Raw genomic sequence first — 16469 nt, forward strand, 5'->3', positions numbered from 1 at the left:
GTGTTGTGATTCGGCAGGGACAGTCGCCGCCGGGGGCACTTATTCGTCGCGGACCGCTTCGGCGGCAGCCAGCGAAGCTTGGCGAGCTTTCTCGCGGTTCTCTTCGCTGTTCTGGACGTCGCTGCACAGCAGACCATCCTTCAAGCGGACGACGCGGCGAGCTCGTTCGGCCACTTCGTCTTCGTGCGTGACCAGGATGATCGTCCGCCCCTCGTTGTTCAATTGATCGAACATCGCCAGGATCTCGGCGGTCGTTCGCGAATCAAGGTTTCCCGTCGGTTCATCAGCCAGGATGAAATAGGGATCATTGACAAGCGAGCGAGCGATCGCCACGCGTTGCTGTTGACCGCCGGACAGCTGTGTAGGGCGGTGGTCCAATCGATCGTGCAGACCAACAAGACCGGCCAGTTCGACGCACCGTTGACGCTCCTTGGGCCCCAGTCGCCCCTGGTAATAGAGCGGCACTTGGATGTTTTCGACGACTGTTAATTGTTGGATCAGGTTGTACGATTGGAAGACAAATCCGATCCGTCGGCTGCGAACCTCGGCAAGTTTGTCGTCGGTCATTCGCGAGATGTCGTCGTCGCCCAACAGCAGTTGTCCGCTGGAGGGTTTGTCGAGGCAGCCGAGCATGTTCAGGAGCGTGCTTTTGCCGCTGCCCGAAGGGCCCATGATGGCGACGTAGTCACCCTCGGGCACGTCGAACGAAACGCCGCGGAGCGCGCGGACGGTTTCGCTTTTGAGCACGTATTCCTTTTTCAGCTCGCGAATGGAAGTCGCCAGTCGGACCATCGGATTATCGCCCCGCGCCGTTGTTGGAGTCGGCGAAGCGGGCAGCCATCGCGCTGGTCAATTCGGCCCGGGTGACTTTGCCGTCGCTGTCGGCGTCGGCCGCTTTGGCCATCGATTGACGGCGGTCTTCCATCTTTCCGATCTCCGCTTCCGAAAGCGAGCCGTCTTTGTCGGTGTCCGATTCGTCGAAGATTCGTTTGACGATCGCCGCTGGCGACGGTGGGCCTCCCGCACCCGGCCCCCTAGGGCCGCCGGGACCACGAGGACCCTCGCCGCCTGACGGAGCCGAGGCTCGCGCGGCGCTGGGACCATCGACAGGTTGGGGCGTGCTGGGCGGAGCGCCATTGGTGACCGAGACGCCGGTCTTACCTTCGATCAAGCCAGCCAATCCGGTGTTGGTATCGGTCGATCCCGATGGCAGATCGTCTAACAAATGCAAATGCTGACGCAGGTTCAGGACGATCTCATCTCCTTCTTCCAATCCCGATGCGATCGCAGCGAGTTTATCGTTGGTCGCGTCGACATCGATCTTCCGGGTTTCGAATTGGCCCTCGGGGGTGCGCACCAACGCAAACGTTTGTTGGCTGTGCTCGTAAACGCCTTGGATCGGGATCTGCAAAGCGTCGGGTTTCTGTTGGACAAAGATCTGCACCTCGGCGGTCATCCCGGTGCGAATGCTTTCGGGCGGATCGATGATCGCGATCGAACAGGCGTATTCCTTGATCGACGACGTGAAGAAGCTGCTCGGTTCGGCGTAGCGATTGACCTTGGTCACCTGCCCCAACAGCTCCACGCCATTGAGCGACGAGACGCTGATCTTGCACGGCATGCCTTCGGAAACCAAGGCGATCCGAGATTCATTGATCTTGGCTTTGACCTGCATTTGCGTCGGATCGGGCAAGCGGATGATCGCTTGCCGCTCGCGAACTGTCGCGCCGGCTTCGACGACAAACTCCGCGTTCCCACCGCGACTGCTGAAGCGGTTGGCGTGAACGACAACGCCGTCGCTGGGGGCATAGATCACACAGGCTTTGATCTGGCCTTCCATCTCGGCGTATTTGTCCTGCTCTTCGCTGAGCGTGCTCTTGTTGGCTTCGAGGACCGCGCGAGCCGATTCGATGTCGCTGTCATATTGAACCAAGAACTTCTGTTTGGTCAGTTCCTGCAAAACTTTCAGTCGTCCCTGGGCAGCTTCCAGTTGGTTTTGCGTATTGGCGACGGCAAACTGATCGGCTTCCATTTGCAGCGATTTGACCAGCCCTTTGGCAACCAGTCGCTGGGTGCTGGCGAGCGCCAGTTGCGCTTTGCGAAGCTCCTGCTCGGCGACCGCCAATTCGCTGAGGATCGCTTTCTCTTCGGTCTTGAAGGTTCCCTCGAGGTACTCTTGCCGCGAGATCTCTGCCTGTTTCAACAATGCCGCTGCATTGGTCACATTCGCCTCGGCACCCAGCAGCACGATCCGCTGTGTCTTGAGGTCCTGTTCTAGCTGCGACGAATCGAGTTCGACCAGCTTGTCTCCCGCTTTCACGCGGGCTCCTTCGTCGATCACCCACAGGATCGCCGTCCCACCGCTACCGCGGCTCTCGACTTCGCATTCGAGTTCGATGTTTTTGCTGCTCTCGATCTCCCCCTGCTCGAGCACGATGTGGTCAAACGCACCGCGGCGAACGACATCGGTGATCAATTCGCCGGTGTTTTTCGTTTTGGCGGGACGAATTTTGACGTACCAATACGCGCCCCCCCCGACAGCGGAAATCACGATCAATATCAATAGGTAGGTGAGGATCCCGCCGCGGCGGTTTTTGGCAGGTTGTACGAGGGGCTTCATGGGGAAAAGTCTCCGCTGACAAAGGTCGCCAGCCAAACGGAAAGGTGGGATCGATTCAAGAGGCGGCGCGAGCTGCAATGTTGTCGCGTCCTTCAAGAGTAAGTATAAACCGCTGAGTTTCCGGCGGTAGCAACGAACTTGAAACATTGCCGCACGCGACGCATCAAGAGGCTGCAACTTTTAGGGAAACCGCGAAGATTACCAGTGAAACCCCGGCCGCTTGAATTGAGACCGCAAAAAGCTGCGTTTTCTCGGTGCGGACTCTAGCGAACCCCTTCGAACAGCCGCGATCCGATCCGCACGCAAGTCGATCCCTCGGCGATCGCCGCCTGGAAATCGCCGCTCATCCCCATCGAAAGTTCTGGTAGCGGAAGTCCGGTTGTGACGGTCAGGCGGTCTCGCAACGCACGGAGCGATGCAAAATCGATGGCGGGATCGTGATTGGGTTGGTCGAAAGAGGCCATGCCCATCAGGCCGAGAATCTTCAGGTTCGGGAGAGCGATCAAGTCGGCGATGATCTTTTCGATCTCCGCCGGACGAAAACCGTGCTTTTGCTCATCTCCCGAGACGTTGACCTCCAGCAGACAGGATGTCGTTTGGCCAGCTTCGCCACTCTGCTGTGCGACCGTCTGGGCCAAGCGAAGCGTGTCGATCGAATGCAGCCGATAGACCAACGGTAACGTCCGCCGCGATTTGTTCCGCTGCAAGTGTCCGATCAGATGCCAGCGGATCGAACGATCGGCCATCGCTTCGGCTTTTTGCCACAGGACTTGCGGGCGATTTTCTCCCAGGTCGCGGCATCCGGCGCGCAGCAGAGCCTGGGTCAGCGGCACGTCGACGTATTTCGTGACTCCAACGATCGTCACTTCGTCGGGGCTGCGGCCAGCGGCGCGGCAGGCGTTGGCAACCTGATCGCAAACCGATCGCCAGTTGGCGTCGACTCTCGCTTGAACGCTATCGCTTACCTGATCTGTCACGTTGATTGGGATCCGGCTTCAGGCGGAGTGGTTGGTGCGGACGACACGGTCGATCAGGCGTTCGAGCTTCTCACCAGAAAAGTCCATCCTTGCCGCGGCCAACGCAAACAAACGCTTCTCGGATTCGGACATCTGCCCGTCGGCGGCCATCATCCGGATCAAATCGCTCAAGACAGCTTCCTGTTCCGCCGCGTCGGTCGGCAGTTCCAGTTGGGCGTCATCCCCCAATGCGTACGAAACCGCAGCGCACAATTCCTGCTCTTCGAATCCGAGTTCCGCACAGCGTTGGCTCAGCAGCGACAGCTCGTGTTCAGCCAATGCGCCATCGGCGATCGCCATCACGACAAGGTTTTTCAAATAAGCGATGCGATCCATCGATAGGGTTCCCAAATCATCCGCGAAATATGTCCGCAAGCCGACTTGGCATCCACCAGGCTCCGGGAGGGCTAGCGAATCAGCGAGCCTTATCAAACGCGAGCGAAAAACAAGGCACGCCGCAGCAACGATTGCCGGGGGAAAGGTGGTTGCCACTTGCCAGTCCATTATCTTCGGCATCTTCGGCATTCGCAACCTGCCCAGAATCGCTTCGCGTGGGCTGACTAGAGTTCCTGTATAGGATATCAGCCGTCGCGCGAATGCGTGCCGGCTGAACCCTAAAACTTCAAGCACCGTTTGGCCCTGGGCCGCTCTACTTCGCGATGTCCAGCGTGAACGTGTTCTCGGTTCCTTCCGCGACAGTGATGCTCAGCGGCGTCGTCGATTCGCTGCCAAGCTCTTTTGGGAACGAGACCTCTGCCGCGGCGGAAGCTGCCGCGGTACCAAGTTCCGGCGGAACGGGATCGGGCTCGGGAGCAAGCAGGATAATCTTGTAGGTCCCGTACGGAACATGCTCAAGATTTGCTAGCCCCTGGGCGTCCAGCGACGCGCCACCTCCTTGTCCCGACAGGTTGAGCTGTCCACCAGCGACCGGAGTGCCGGACGATAGGATCGTGATCGAAACCGGGGCTCCAGGATGCAGGTAGTCCGGTTCGTGATCGCAACCGATCGAAACGACAAGGCTGAATGTCGTGAGAAGGGAGAGTATGAAATGACGCGTGTCGGTTCTGCGAAGTGTTGACATTGAATGCACTGGTGGGGCGGAAGAGGTTAAAGGCAATGGAGAAAAGGTCCGCTCGCATTGTGGGAATGCGAGCGGCATCGCAGAACACTTTGGTTCGGTGATAAGGCAATCGAAGCAGCGAAGGTTTAGAACTCGCCCATCACCTGGCCGTCGTCGCGAATGCTCAGCTTGATCATCGTGTCGAGCTCGACCGTCTCCGCAACAAATCGAACCGCACCATCGGTCAACAGACCGTGGATCCCGCCCGGGTGGAACGAGTTGAGAATGGTGTTTACTTCGTAGGCGCTGCTGGCACTCGACGGAGCCCCCGATTTGAAGAACGCATTTGGGGAATAGCGGACTGTGGTGATTCCGCCGGCATAAGCGTTCAGTTTCGTGAACGACGATAGGCTGGACGTCTCCAGCATCTGTTCGCCCGAGTTGTTGACCCAACCATGCCATCCGCCCAATGGATTCGCACTGGCTTCTTTGCCGTTAACGTTCCCCGATTGTTCGGCGATGATCAGCGTGTTCGATGTGCCGTCGGTGCAATCGCGGAACCGCTTATTGAAGTAGACCATCATCATTCCGTTGTTGCAGTAGGTGCCGCCGCTGACGATATTGTCGGCCGTGCAGGAAGTCGTTCGGCCATTCAGGTCGGGGGTCGCCCCCGAGACGCCAACGTAGTCCATCACCATGCTAATACTGCCGTTCGACGTGAAATGGGTGTAGGGCAGGTCGGCGATATTGGTCGGTCCGTGAGGACTCGAAGGGCAGACGTATCCAGCGATTCGTAGCGTCCTCAAAATGGTATTGTTGGAGAACGGTCCGCTGTGCGCCCAAAAGCCGCCGGTTTCAAAGTCGATCAGGTCGTGCGCTGCGGTTTCCTCGATGAACGGCAGAATCAGAGCCCGCCAATTGGTGCCTCGGCTGTTGTAAAACGCGCCCACTGGAAACGTCTTGTGAACGTCGTGGTAGTTGTGCAGCGCAAGGCCGATCTGTTTCATATTGTTCGAGCACGACATCCGCCGTGCGGCTTCGCGAGCTGCTTGCACTGCGGGGAGCAGCAGGCCAACAAGAATGCCGATAATGGCAATGACAACTAACAATTCAACCAAGGTGAATCCGGTTCTTTGAATCTTGGGCTTCATATAGATATTCCCTGAAAATCTCGGAAAGGTACAGTAGCGCGGACGAAGCATCCGCGATGGGTAAGAAACGTGGCGGGCAGACTGCCACCAGCACCTCAAGCAACCAGGGTGCCAATCAGGGGGCAAGGTTTTAGGATTTCACCCGCGTGGTAAACGTAGGCTCGCTGCAATCAGCTCCTTTGGCGTAGGCTGTGCCTGAACTGGGGGCCACTGTCCGATTCGCCGCCGTAATGGATTGGCGAGCTTCCGCAAATTTCTCGAAAACGGAATCGCAACCAGGCTTATATGGCTGAAACGTTCTCGCCCCGCCGCGATAGCGTGCTTGAAGAATAGGCACGTGCGTTAAGAACGTGCGGCAGCGGAGGCAAACGGCGAAGTTGGGCTGGCGGTCGAACGTCGGTCTGGCAACGGCTACCGTCATGCAAACGGATCGACAATTTTATCGATCCGTTTCTGAACGGCTGCGGAAACCTGGTTTATCACAATCGATCGAGTCCAGATTACCCGAGCTTGGTGGGGCGCGGGGTAATGAGTGTTAACACTTTGGCGAATCAGTGTGTGCCGACTGGTGCCTCGTATTGAAACACTGCTTGGCCCTGGGCCGTTCTATTTCGCGATGTCCAGCGTGAACGTGTTCTCGGTTCCTTCCGCGACAGTGATACTCAGCGGCGTCGTCGATTCGCTGCCAAGCTCTTTCGGAAACGAGACCTCTGCTGCGGCGGAAGCTGCCGCGGTACCAGGTTCCGGCGGAACGGGATCGGGCTCGGGAGCAAGCAGGATAATCTTGTAGGTCCCGTACGGAACATGCTCAAGATTTGCTAGCCCCTGGGCGTCCAGCGACGCGCCACCTCCTTGTCCCGACAGGTTGAGCTGTCCACCAGCGACCGGAGTGCCGGACGATAGGATCGTGATCGAAACCGGGGCTCCAGGATGCAGGTAGTCCGGTTCGTGATCGCAACCGATCGAAGCGACAAGGCTCAATGTCGTGAGAAGGGAGAATGTGAAATGACGCGTGTCGGTCCTGCAAGATGTGAAAGTTGAATACATTGGGGGCGAAGGGATTTTGAAGGCAATGGAGGGAAGGTCCGCTCGCATTGTGGGAATGCGAGCGGCATCGCAGAACACTTTGGTTCGGTGGTAAGGCAATCGAAGCAGCGAGGGTTTAGAACTCGCCCATCACCTGGCCGTCGTCGCGAATGCTCAGCTTGATCATCGTGTCGAGCTCGACCGTCTCCGCAACAAATCGAACCGCGCCATCGGTCAACAGACCGTGGATCCCGCCCGGGTGGAACGAGTTGAGGATCGTGTTCACTTCGTACTGACTGCTGGCACTCGACGGCGCCCCCGATTTCCAGAACGCGTTGGGCGAATAACGAACTGTGGTGATTCCGCCGGCATAAGCGGACAAGCTAGAGAACGATGAAAGGCTCATGTTTTCCAACATCTGTTCGCCGGAGTTGTTCACCCATCCGTGCCAGCCGCCCAATGGATTCGCACTGGCCTCTTTACCATTTACGTTCCCCGATTGTTCACCGATGATCAGCGTGTTCGATGTGCCATCGGTGCAATCGCGGAACCGCTTGTTGAAGTAGACCGTCATCATTCCGTTGTTGCAGTACGTTCCTCCGCTGACGATATTGTCGGCGGTACAGGCGGAGGTCCGACCGTTCAGGTCGGGAGTCGCTCCCGAGACGCCAACGTAGTCCATGACCATGCTGGTATTTCCCGTCGAAGCATGTTGGGAAAGCGGGATGTCGCCAACATTCGTCACCCCATGGGGACTCGATGGACAGACATAGCCAGCGATCCGCAACGAACTGAAAATGGGGTTGTTGGATTGCGTCGCCACGTCGTGGGCCCAGAAGCCTCCGGTTTCGAAGTTGATCTGATCGTGAGCTGCAGTTTCTTCGATGAACGGCAGGATCAAGGCCCGCCAATTGCTGCCTTGTTTGTTGTAAAACGCGCCGACAGGAAACGTCCTGTGAACGTCATGGTAATTGTGTAGCGCCAGACCGATCTGTTTCATGTTGTTTGAACATGACATCCGTCGCGCCGCTTCGCGAGCTGCTTGCACTGCGGGAAGCAACAGACCGACCAAGATACCGATGATAGCGATGACGACTAACAATTCGACCAGGGTGAATCCCGACCGGAGGGACTTAGACTTCATAGGGAAAGGGTCCAAAAAGGATGGCAGAAGGAGGGGGGGATGCCTGGAAGAAAATCCAAGGCGGGTAGGTAGGCTTGGTAGAACCTCGCAAGGCTCCCCCCTTGCAACCTGAGTGCCAATCGTTCTTGGAATCAAGAAAATAGTTTGCCGTGAGACAAGCCGAGTCGGCTTGGATGGCGTTGCACTGGGGCGGATTGAATCCACCCTGCCAATCGTTGTTCGATTCGCCACCGTAAGGATTCGACGACCGGAAGCCAATTTTTTTGGCGGCGGTGCAGTGGCAAAATGCGAAAGCCCGGTAAGTGTTCGCTGACCAGCGACCGGGTGCTTTAGAAATGGGCACTATTGCCGAGAAGGCGAAAGTAGGGCGGGCAGGACTTGAACCCGCGACCAAGGCATTATGAGTGCCCTGCTCTAACCGACTGAGCTACCGCCCCTTAAGTTCGCCAATCTGCAGTGCGGCGAAGACCACCCCAACAGGGCCGGAGTCATCGGCTGCAACAACCGATGCCGCACTTGCGAAACCATAGTATCTTCGCCAGTGCGGATGGGTTCAAGCCGGGAATCTGCTCGGTCTCCGGTTGTTTATCGCGTGGTGCGTCGGCTCACCTGGGCCACTTGCAGATACCCGATCATCGTTTTGTTCGATCGGATGATGAAGAATTGCGACTGGTTGCCGCTGCGAAACTCGTCGCTTCGCAAGATGTAATCGAGATCGTTGAGGCTGGAAGTCTGCCAGTTGCGGATTCCCAGAAGAACGTCTCCCGATTGCATTCCTTGGCGATCGGCTTGGCTACCCGGGCGGACCGAAGTGATCTTCAATCCGGCACCGTAGGCGGTTTCCATGCGGCGATTCAGGTCTTGCATCGTCGCCTCGGCGACCGGTTCGCCCTGGATGCCGAAGCTGGTCCAGATACGCTGGGCCACCGGAGTGGTTCGAGGCGTATTGGATCGGGGGTTGGGTTGCGATCGCAGCGAGACCAGCGAGACATCCCCTTGGGTGTTGGCGATTTCGAACTCGATAGGATCACGCGAGGTCAGCTCCAGCATCGCCAGCTCGAAATCCATGCGGTTGCGAATGCTGTGGCCGTTGATTTGCAGGATCCGATCCCCCTTGTCGACTCCTTCTTTCTCGGCGGAGCTGCCGCTGGAGACGCTGGTAACGACAAAGGACGATTCGTCGTCGTTCCATTGCGTGACGCCCTGGATCCCGTGGGCGATCTCATTGACGGTCTTCTGTTGAATCAGCGTCGAGACGATGTCCAAGACCTGGTCGACGGGAATCGTAAAGGCGATCCCTTGGGCTCCGACGCGGACGGCGACATTGATGCCGATCATCTGGCCGTCGAGATTCAGCAGCGGACCGCCGGAATTGCCCGGGTTGATCTCCGCACTTGTCTGAATCAAATCGGTATAGCTCTGCTCTTCGTTGACCGGGACGTCGCGATGCAGCGCGCTGACGATCCCCTGGGTCACTGTATGTTCATATCCAAACGCGTTGCCGATCGCGATCACCGTCTCGCCGACCCAGAGGTCTTCGGAGGTGCCGATGCGAATCACCGGCAGCGGTTCGCGAGCGTCGATCTTTAAGACTGCCAGGTCGGTGCGAAGATCGTGAGCGATCACGCGGGCGACTGCTGGGCGTCCGTCAGCTAACGTGACGCGGATGTCATTGACGTCTTGAACGACATGAAAATTGGTGACGACATAACCGCGGGAATCGATTACGACTCCCGTTCCCATGCCGTTGACCTGTTGAAACGATTGGCCTTGGCCAGGCAAGCCACCGGCACGCACAGTCTTGTGACCGTGGATGTTTACCACCGATGGGGACGCTTCGCGAACGACCCGGACGACCGGCGTATCGCGATTTGAGCCCGAAGCCGTCTGGGCAGTGTGCGCCAACAGCGTGCAAAACGTTGTCAGGCAGATGACACTGCTACGTAGAAGTGTTGTCATAGAAGCGGGTCGCAGTTTCATAGGTCCCTACGCGATACCTTGATAGGGCATGCTAGTGAGAACGCACCGAAACCTGCGGGGTGAGGTTCAACATGTTCCCTATTATAACTCTTACGAGCCTTAGCATCGGAACATCGTTGGCAGCAGCTTGACGCCTGCATAAGTCGAGCCGCAAGGTTTAACAGGCTTACGTATTCGACTGGGGGGACCTGGCCGCTTGGCTAGACTGAGTAGTTTATCCCCGGCGGGGTTTCCTCCTGCATGTCTAGAGGGGGATCGATCGCTTCCGCTGTCTCCGGCGGAGGGACGGGGCGGAGCGGGGGGAGCAGGACGTCGTTCTGCGGTTCGCAGTACGGAACCATCTGCTGAGCTGGGTTTCCTTCAAAGACTGGCCGCGTCGGAACGCTGTGGAACAGGGGCCAGGGGACCTTTTTCGTCTTCTCCTCGCGGTCACGGCACTCCAGGCAATCGCCGCTGCCGCAACTGCAGGCGGTCTCGTAATCCGCAGCGTGCGGATCGCGGTAGCGAATGCTAGGGAAACAATGACATCCGCTGGCGACGGATAGTATCGCAAGGATCAGAAAAACCGAGAGCTGTGGTTTTGGAAACATCTCAGCCAGCTAGCAATTCGAGAGGGACGGAGCGCAATGCTGCACCAAAAATCCCCCTGCCCATTCGATCGTCATTTGAGCCTGGTTTGGATTAGGTAAACTGAGCGAAGTTTTCGGATTATGCCAGAAGAGTGGCTCTGATCGGCCAATTCCGCACGGATCAGGCCGCTCTCCGACCGTCGTTTCTCGTTTTTTTGTGCCGATTGAAGCCCTGCTGGCCAAGATCTCTGCTCCCCCAACGAACCAGACAAGTGGTAGCGCGCTGGCTCCCCTCGATCGCACATGTAGCTTTCCTCGACTCGGTGCATGAAAATGCACGCTGCGTCGGCTAAGCGATGCAAACACGACAAATCACTTGAGACCAGGATCATTTGCAATGACGATCGATGCGGAACTGGTGTCCGAAGCCGCACCACCGGGGGTGATCGACATTCCCGAAGGCGACATCCGCGCGGATTTTCAGTCGCAACGGCCAGCGGGGCGTTGGAGATCGGTTGCTGCGGGAGCGCGAAAGTGGATCATCGTCCGTCCTTTTCAGACGGCCAGCCTGGTCGTGCTGTTGGCGGTCCTCGCCGCGATCCCGGTTTTCCAATTGGTCGCGCTCGGATATTTGTTGGAAGTCAGCGGCCGAGTCGCTCGCAGCGGTCGGCTTCGCGACGGGTTGTTCCTGTTGGATCAAGCCGGCCGGATCGGGGCGGCGATCGTTGCGATCTTGGTCATGGGTCTGCCAATCCGGGCGGTCGCCACGTGGGCCGAAGCGGCTCGGTTAGTCGATCCGGCGGGCAACGCGGCTGGAGTGCTAAGGGTTGTTGGCACCTTGTTGGTCTTTGTGATCGCGGCTCATATCGGTTGGGTTTGGTTCCGCGGCGGTCGTTTGCGGAGCTATCTGTGGCCGCGGCCGATTCATTTTCTTAAGCAAGTCTGGCGGCCTGCGACTTGGGTCGAAGCGCGCGATCGGTTGTGGGAGTTTGTCGCTTCGATGCAGCTTGGCAAATTGTTCTGGCTGGGGATGCGCGGCATGCTGGCGACGGTGCTGTGGCTGTTGCTCCCAGCGGCGATCTTGATCGGGACCACTCGCGATGGACAGACTGGAGTGGCGGCGATCGTCGGCGCGGTCGGTTTGATCTTGATGGCGATCGTGTTGCTGTATCTCCCCTTCCTGCAGGCTCGCTTTGCCGCCGAGAACCGCTGGCGAGCGATGTTTGAAGTGGCGCCGATCCGAGCCGGCTTCGCCGCCTCGCCGATCTTCTATTGGCTGGGCCTGACACTGACGCTGCTGTTTGCCGTGCCGCTGTATCTGCTAAAAATCGAAGCGACACCACAAGAGGTTGTCTGGTTGCCGTGTATTTTAATGGTCGCCTTTATGTTGCCCGCTCGGTTGATGACCGGGTTGGCGGTGGGGCGAGGGCAACGCCGCCAGCCCGGGGCGACGCGGTGGCACCTACTGCTGAGGATCAGTTTGCGTCTGTTATGCCTGCCGATCATCTTCGGCTATCTGGTGATCGTCTTCCTGTCGGCCTTCACCAGCTGGGACGGGCTGGCGACGTGGGTCCAGCAGCACGCTGTGTTAGTTCCCGTTCCGTTTGATGCGGGCGTCTAGTTGCACCGCGGTCGGCGACAGGCAAGCCGTTTAGAAATCGCGGAACGGTCCGCGCGGCTCGGCAGCTTCCATCTCGGCGATCCAGTTCGCATACCGTGCCTGGACATGCTTTAAGACTTCCGGATGCGATTGGGCGAGGTTGTTTCGCTCTTCCGGATCGGCTTCGAGATCGTACAGTCCTCCAGCTTTGCCGGCCATGTCGACCCATTTCCATTTGCCGACGCGAGCGCCGATCAGGTCGCGTCGCTTCCAAAACATCTCCTTCCGCGGCGAAGGCTGTTCGCCACGCAGCGTCGGCCACCAATCGAAGCCGTCCAGAACGACATCTTTCGGCGGGGCGATACCCGCTGCCGCGGCGAGACTCGGCAGCAGTTCCAAGCTGGTTAAAAACGCGTCGTTGACCTGCATCGGTTTCACACCGCCGTCGGGCCAGCGGACGATGCAGGGGACGCGGATTCCTCCCTCCCAAGTCTGTCCCTTGTGGCCGCGCAGCGGTGCGTTGTCCGCACCACCACCGCCGCCGTTGTCGGAGAAGAAGATCACGATCGTGTTGTCGAGTTGTTGCTTTTCTTCCAGGCGGTCGAGCATTTTGCCGATCGCGTCGTCCATGCATGTGACGGCGGCTCGATAGTCCCGCTGCCGTGCGGCTCGCGTCGTCACGGTGGCTGGCGCACCGTAGCGATACTTTTTATTGATCTGCGTTTCCGGATCGACCGCGGGATAGAGATCCTTGTACTTCTGCGGCGCCTGCACCGTCGAACGGATCTCCGGTTCGAGAGCCGAAGAATTGTGCGGTGCATTAAAAGGTACGTACAGGAAAAACGGCGACTCTCCGGCGTGCTGGTCGATGAAGCGGAGCGCCTCGCGTTCGAACAGATACGTGCAATAGGTCCCCTCGTCTTCGACCGTGGGCTCCAGGTTGCGGTACATGCTGGGGACGCCGTATCGTCGATGGGTGAAGTAATCGATGCCGGTGTTGACGAAGCCGTAGAAATCGTCGAAGCCGCGGGAGGTCGGCAGGAACCGCTTCAGTGTCCCAAGGTCCCACTTGCCGTAGATCCCGCTCTTGTAACCGGCTGGCTTCAGCGCTGTCGGCAGGATGACTTCGCGGAGGTCCATTCCGCCGACGCGTTCAAACGTGACGTCGTATTCTTCGGGCGTATACAGTTTGCCGTAATCGGGAGCCTCGTTGCGGATCATGTCATAGATCCCGTTCCGCTGTGGATAGCGGCCAGTCAACAGGCTCGCTCGCGACGGCGTGCAAGCGGGCCACGAGACGTAGAAGTTTGTCAGCCGGGTCCCTTCGGCAGCCAATCGATCGAGCGCCGGCGTGATGATCCCGTTCCCCAAGCTGCCCAGATCGTTGTAGCCCTGGTCATCCGAGACGATCAGCAGAATGTTCGGTTTCGGGGCGGCAGCGAGAGAGCTAGAAAGGAGCAGCAGCAGCGCTGCCAGCCAATGGAAGAGGCGAAGCATGGCGGAGTCTTTCGGCAGGATCTAGGTGGGTAGAGGCGTTCGTCGGTCGACGATTCTACACCAGATCCCGAGGGGCTGTCGAAAGTTCGACAACTGACCGTCGGTCGAAACCGCAGCTTTGCCTTGGGCTCAATCGTTGCCGCTGGCGGTCAGCGTGTAGGTGCTGGCCAGTTTCAACGGCCCCGCTTCGATCACGTCGCTTTGGAAGTTGCTGTTTTGAGGGAAGCCGTTGTTGATGAAGCCGTCTTCGTTTTCATCGAACAATTGTTTCACCGAGCCGTCGGCCATCACGACGTTGCAAATTCCGCGGTGCAGTGCAAACATGCCGCGGTAATCTTGCAGCGTTTCCTTGTTCCAAACCTTCCACCAACCCGAAGCCCCTTCGCGAGCTGTCCCCGCGGCGAACGAAGGCGTTGCGAGCCCGGAGATCGTGATCGCACCACCGACCACGGTACGAGTCATCAGTTCGCCACCCAGCCGGTCGCCCAGGTCGGTTGTCAGGGTGTCGTTGGATTTTGCATCGCACAGCAGCGGGATCGTGTAGCCGGGGACGCGAGCGGAGTCGATCTGTTTCGTCGTCAGCGGTCCCGTCGTGACGTTGGGATGGTTCATGTCGGTGCTGCAACCTGCGTCGACGGGATTCAAGTTGCCGCTGTCGTCCAACCGGACGCCGCCGCGAACCAGGAACCATGAAGCTGCATAGTTGGTGTTGAAGCCGCGATCGTAGACGTCGCGCGTCAGCATCGCGATCCGATCGGTACCCGAAGCGGCAAGGTTTTCGTCGACAATGGTCAACGCATAGTTTTTGGCGATCGTGCCGTCGATCTGCGTCACGGGAGCCTTGCCCAACCGCGGCGCACAGGCTTCGTTGCCGGCATCGGCAACCGACATCTCGATCAGATCGCGGTAAGCGGCGCTGATCTGCGAAGGATTCGAAGCACAACGGAATTCGCTAGGCGCGAGGCCATCGCGGACCAGATCGGCAACCCAGCCGATGTCGGTCACCGCACCGTCGTTTGCCCAATCGAACGAACCGCTGCACAGCCGCCCCTTGTCCTGTTCAGCGCGAGCGATCAACGCCGTTCCCATCTGCCGCAGATTGTTCGCGCATTGGGTTTGGCGAGCTGCTTCGCGAGCCATGTTGATCGCTGGCAGCAACAGACTGACCAGGATCCCAATAATGGTGATCGTCACCAACATTTCGATGATCGTGAAACCGCGACGTTTCATTGCAGATTTGCCTGAAAGAGATGATTTCCACGAAGACCCGTGGCGATCGGAAACCTCGACTCGCGAGAGCCGCTGCGAGGTCCAATCCGAGCGTCTATTGGATCAAACGCGTGTGAAGATCCGATGCGATCCAAGGCTCGACTTGTGTGAAGCTTTTGTCACCCGCCCGGTTCGATCGATCTGCAACCGATTTTGGCGGTGATGCAAACGCAAAATGCACCACCTTTGGAAAGGTATGGGCTGGAGAATCGAGGGGCAAGCGATCCTCACGAAGAACTCATCGTCCCTTCATGTGATCTTCATGTTGCGTCGGCGCAGGCTGCCTGTTTTGCCCACATCGGTACTGTTGCTAGCACAGGTTCCACGCTCCGCAAAACGTTGCAGATGCTGGCGATTAGAGAAACCAGCCGACGACCCACAGCAGGGCGAAGATCATCCCCATGAAAGCGAGGATCCAATAGGCTGTGTGCCAAGCTTGGATCAAGATCTGTTTGGGATCTTCGTGCCGCGTGCCCGCGTAGACGAAACTGATCGAGATCAGCAGCGGGATGAAGTAGAGCATATAGACGGGGGTCATCGGCAACATCAGGCAGCTCCCTCCTGGCTCTTCGCTTCGCTCGCTTCACCCTCTTTTTCGTCTTTGGGCGATCGCTCCGACTTGCCGCTGATCGGGATCGCCAACGGGCCGGCGAAAGCGTCGAAGATGACCAGCACGTTTAACAGCCCGGCGATCATCGTGTACCAAGTTCCCATCTCGTATCCGGCGCCGCGCTCGGCATACCAGCCCGCCAAGTCGTCCGCATCGTTCTCCTGCAACGGACGCCGCGGCGGCGACATAAGTTCGCCAAAATAGGGCTTCCAGTCGGCGGTCGTGACACCGCGAACCGTATGCTTCCGCATGTTGTTCCCTTCGATCAACGCCGGTAATGCGACAAGGCCAACCGGCAGCTGACACAGGTAGTGCCACCGCTTGTCGCCATTGATCCACGAGGCATAGACGACGTGTCCGCCGCCGATCGCGAAGCCGAAGAAGTAGGTGACCAGGATGCAGATCATGAACATCCAGCCCTTCCGCGTGCGGCCCTGGTACAGATGCCCCGCACCGGGGATCAACCACGCCAGGACGGCTGCCAACGCCGGTTTTCGCAAGTAGACCGTTTGCCCATCGACTTCCACGACGCGATCGCCGGGGCCTGGATGGATCGCGGAGGGATTGTTTTCGCTGCGAGAACTGGACATTGTGGTTCCTGATCGGGACGCCCTGAACGTCACTGCGTCCAACGGCCGGAACGACTATTGTGCCTCAAATTGCTCCCCAGAACCAGATCATCCCCCGCGAATCGACGCTCCCTTGGACCCCAGCGCCGCGCGACCGCGATTTGCGGACCAGCGGAGGGATGCGAAGTTGCGTGTTCGAAAAAATTTGCCCACCGCAAACGACCCGCCGAGTGCTCGGGAAAGCCCGCGAATTTTGCGACACAAATGTTCAGTTGAACACGACAAACGAATATACTTCCGGCATCCAAAACGCGTTGAGGTGGCGACGGGTTGTTGGGGGCCGCGATTTTTCGCGTGC

General features: G+C 58.5%; 15 protein-coding genes and 1 tRNA gene. 1 reads left to right on the plus strand and 15 read right to left on the minus strand.

Annotated features, from left to right (window positions below):
* Positions 1-39: 39 nt before the first annotated feature.
* The 11 genes from EC9_RS22410 to EC9_RS22460 form a co-directional block, all read right to left on the minus strand.
* Positions 40-792: an ABC transporter ATP-binding protein gene (locus EC9_RS22410; protein ID WP_145348288.1), complete on the minus strand. Its 753-nt coding sequence runs from the start codon at positions 790-792 to the stop codon at positions 40-42.
* Positions 793-796: 4 nt separating this feature from the next.
* Entirely contained in the window at positions 797-2620 is a 1824-nt protein-coding gene (locus EC9_RS22415) for an HlyD family efflux transporter periplasmic adaptor subunit (protein WP_145348289.1), read from the minus strand.
* A gap of 263 nt (positions 2621-2883) precedes the next feature.
* Entirely contained in the window at positions 2884-3597 is a 714-nt protein-coding gene (locus EC9_RS22420) for a YggS family pyridoxal phosphate-dependent enzyme (RefSeq protein ID WP_145348290.1), read from the minus strand.
* An 18-nt stretch (positions 3598-3615) separates the two neighbouring features.
* Positions 3616-3972, minus strand: coding sequence for a tellurite resistance TerB family protein (locus EC9_RS22425; RefSeq protein WP_145348291.1), 357 nt, complete (start codon positions 3970-3972; stop codon positions 3616-3618).
* A 313-nt stretch (positions 3973-4285) separates the two neighbouring features.
* Positions 4286-4717, minus strand: a complete 432-nt coding sequence (locus tag EC9_RS22430) for a hypothetical protein (protein ID WP_145348292.1) — start codon at positions 4715-4717, stop codon at positions 4286-4288.
* A 125-nt stretch (positions 4718-4842) separates the two neighbouring features.
* The gene (locus EC9_RS22435) at positions 4843-5847 is read right to left on the minus strand and encodes a DUF1559 domain-containing protein (RefSeq protein WP_145348293.1); all 1005 of its coding nucleotides are present in this window, start codon (positions 5845-5847) and stop codon (positions 4843-4845) included.
* A gap of 606 nt (positions 5848-6453) precedes the next feature.
* Positions 6454-6828 (minus strand): hypothetical protein, encoded by a 375-nt coding sequence (locus EC9_RS22440; RefSeq protein ID WP_145348294.1) that lies wholly within the window; start codon positions 6826-6828, stop codon positions 6454-6456.
* Positions 6829-7009: 181 nt separating this feature from the next.
* Positions 7010-8017: a DUF1559 domain-containing protein gene (locus EC9_RS22445; protein ID WP_145348295.1), complete on the minus strand. Its 1008-nt coding sequence runs from the start codon at positions 8015-8017 to the stop codon at positions 7010-7012.
* Between the two features lie 363 nt (positions 8018-8380).
* Positions 8381-8454, minus strand: a tRNA-Ile gene (locus EC9_RS22450).
* 148 nt (positions 8455-8602) lie between these two features.
* Entirely contained in the window at positions 8603-9976 is a 1374-nt protein-coding gene (locus EC9_RS22455; RefSeq protein WP_218934357.1) for a trypsin-like peptidase domain-containing protein, read from the minus strand.
* Between the two features lie 221 nt (positions 9977-10197).
* Entirely contained in the window at positions 10198-10587 is a 390-nt protein-coding gene (locus tag EC9_RS22460; RefSeq protein ID WP_145348297.1) for a hypothetical protein, read from the minus strand.
* Between the two features lie 376 nt (positions 10588-10963).
* Between EC9_RS22460 and EC9_RS22465 the strand changes: the two genes are divergently transcribed.
* On the plus strand, positions 10964-12187 hold the full coding sequence (locus EC9_RS22465) for a DUF4013 domain-containing protein (RefSeq protein WP_145348298.1): 1224 nt from the start codon (positions 10964-10966) through the stop codon (positions 12185-12187).
* Positions 12188-12217: 30 nt separating this feature from the next.
* Here EC9_RS22465 and EC9_RS22470 read toward each other — a convergent pair whose 3' ends face one another.
* The 4 genes from EC9_RS22470 to EC9_RS22485 form a co-directional block, all read right to left on the minus strand.
* Positions 12218-13663, minus strand: coding sequence for a sulfatase-like hydrolase/transferase (locus tag EC9_RS22470; RefSeq protein ID WP_145348299.1), 1446 nt, complete (start codon positions 13661-13663; stop codon positions 12218-12220).
* Positions 13664-13792: 129 nt separating this feature from the next.
* Positions 13793-14893, minus strand: coding sequence for a DUF1559 family PulG-like putative transporter (locus EC9_RS22475; RefSeq protein WP_145348300.1), 1101 nt, complete (start codon positions 14891-14893; stop codon positions 13793-13795).
* Positions 14894-15287: 394 nt separating this feature from the next.
* Positions 15288-15479: a hypothetical protein gene (locus tag EC9_RS22480; RefSeq protein WP_145348301.1), complete on the minus strand. Its 192-nt coding sequence runs from the start codon at positions 15477-15479 to the stop codon at positions 15288-15290.
* Positions 15479-16132, minus strand: a complete 654-nt coding sequence (locus EC9_RS22485; protein WP_145348302.1) for a DUF6677 family protein — start codon at positions 16130-16132, stop codon at positions 15479-15481. The genes EC9_RS22480 and EC9_RS22485 overlap by 1 nt, the downstream gene beginning before the upstream one ends.
* Positions 16133-16469: the final 337 nt, after the last annotated feature.

Origin of the sequence: Rosistilla ulvae, assembly GCF_007741475.1 — a bacterium.
Taxonomy (GTDB): Bacteria; Planctomycetota; Planctomycetia; order Pirellulales; family Pirellulaceae; genus Rosistilla; species Rosistilla ulvae.

Bases quoted from the DNA above. Each gene is read 5' to 3' on its own strand.
- EC9_RS22465 (WP_145348298.1), top strand. From the start codon at position 10,964: ATGACGATCGATGCGGAACTGGTGTCCGAAGCCGCACCACCGGGGGTG.
- EC9_RS22470 (WP_145348299.1), bottom strand. From the start codon at position 13,663: ATGCTTCGCCTCTTCCATTGGCTGGCAGCGCTGCTGCTGCTCCTTTCT.
- EC9_RS22485 (WP_145348302.1), bottom strand. From the start codon at position 16,132: ATGTCCAGTTCTCGCAGCGAAAACAATCCCTCCGCGATCCATCCAGGC.
- EC9_RS22460 (WP_145348297.1), bottom strand. From the start codon at position 10,587: ATGTTTCCAAAACCACAGCTCTCGGTTTTTCTGATCCTTGCGATACTA.
- EC9_RS22455 (WP_218934357.1), bottom strand. From the start codon at position 9,976: ATGACAACACTTCTACGTAGCAGTGTCATCTGCCTGACAACGTTTTGC.
- EC9_RS22410 (WP_145348288.1), bottom strand. From the start codon at position 792: ATGGTCCGACTGGCGACTTCCATTCGCGAGCTGAAAAAGGAATACGTG.
- EC9_RS22425 (WP_145348291.1), bottom strand. From the start codon at position 3,972: ATGGATCGCATCGCTTATTTGAAAAACCTTGTCGTGATGGCGATCGCC.
- EC9_RS22430 (WP_145348292.1), bottom strand. From the start codon at position 4,717: ATGTCAACACTTCGCAGAACCGACACGCGTCATTTCATACTCTCCCTT.
- EC9_RS22415 (WP_145348289.1), bottom strand. From the start codon at position 2,620: ATGAAGCCCCTCGTACAACCTGCCAAAAACCGCCGCGGCGGGATCCTC.
- EC9_RS22480 (WP_145348301.1), bottom strand. From the start codon at position 15,479: ATGTTGCCGATGACCCCCGTCTATATGCTCTACTTCATCCCGCTGCTG.
- EC9_RS22475 (WP_145348300.1), bottom strand. From the start codon at position 14,893: ATGAAACGTCGCGGTTTCACGATCATCGAAATGTTGGTGACGATCACC.
- EC9_RS22445 (WP_145348295.1), bottom strand. From the start codon at position 8,017: ATGAAGTCTAAGTCCCTCCGGTCGGGATTCACCCTGGTCGAATTGTTA.
- EC9_RS22435 (WP_145348293.1), bottom strand. From the start codon at position 5,847: ATGAAGCCCAAGATTCAAAGAACCGGATTCACCTTGGTTGAATTGTTA.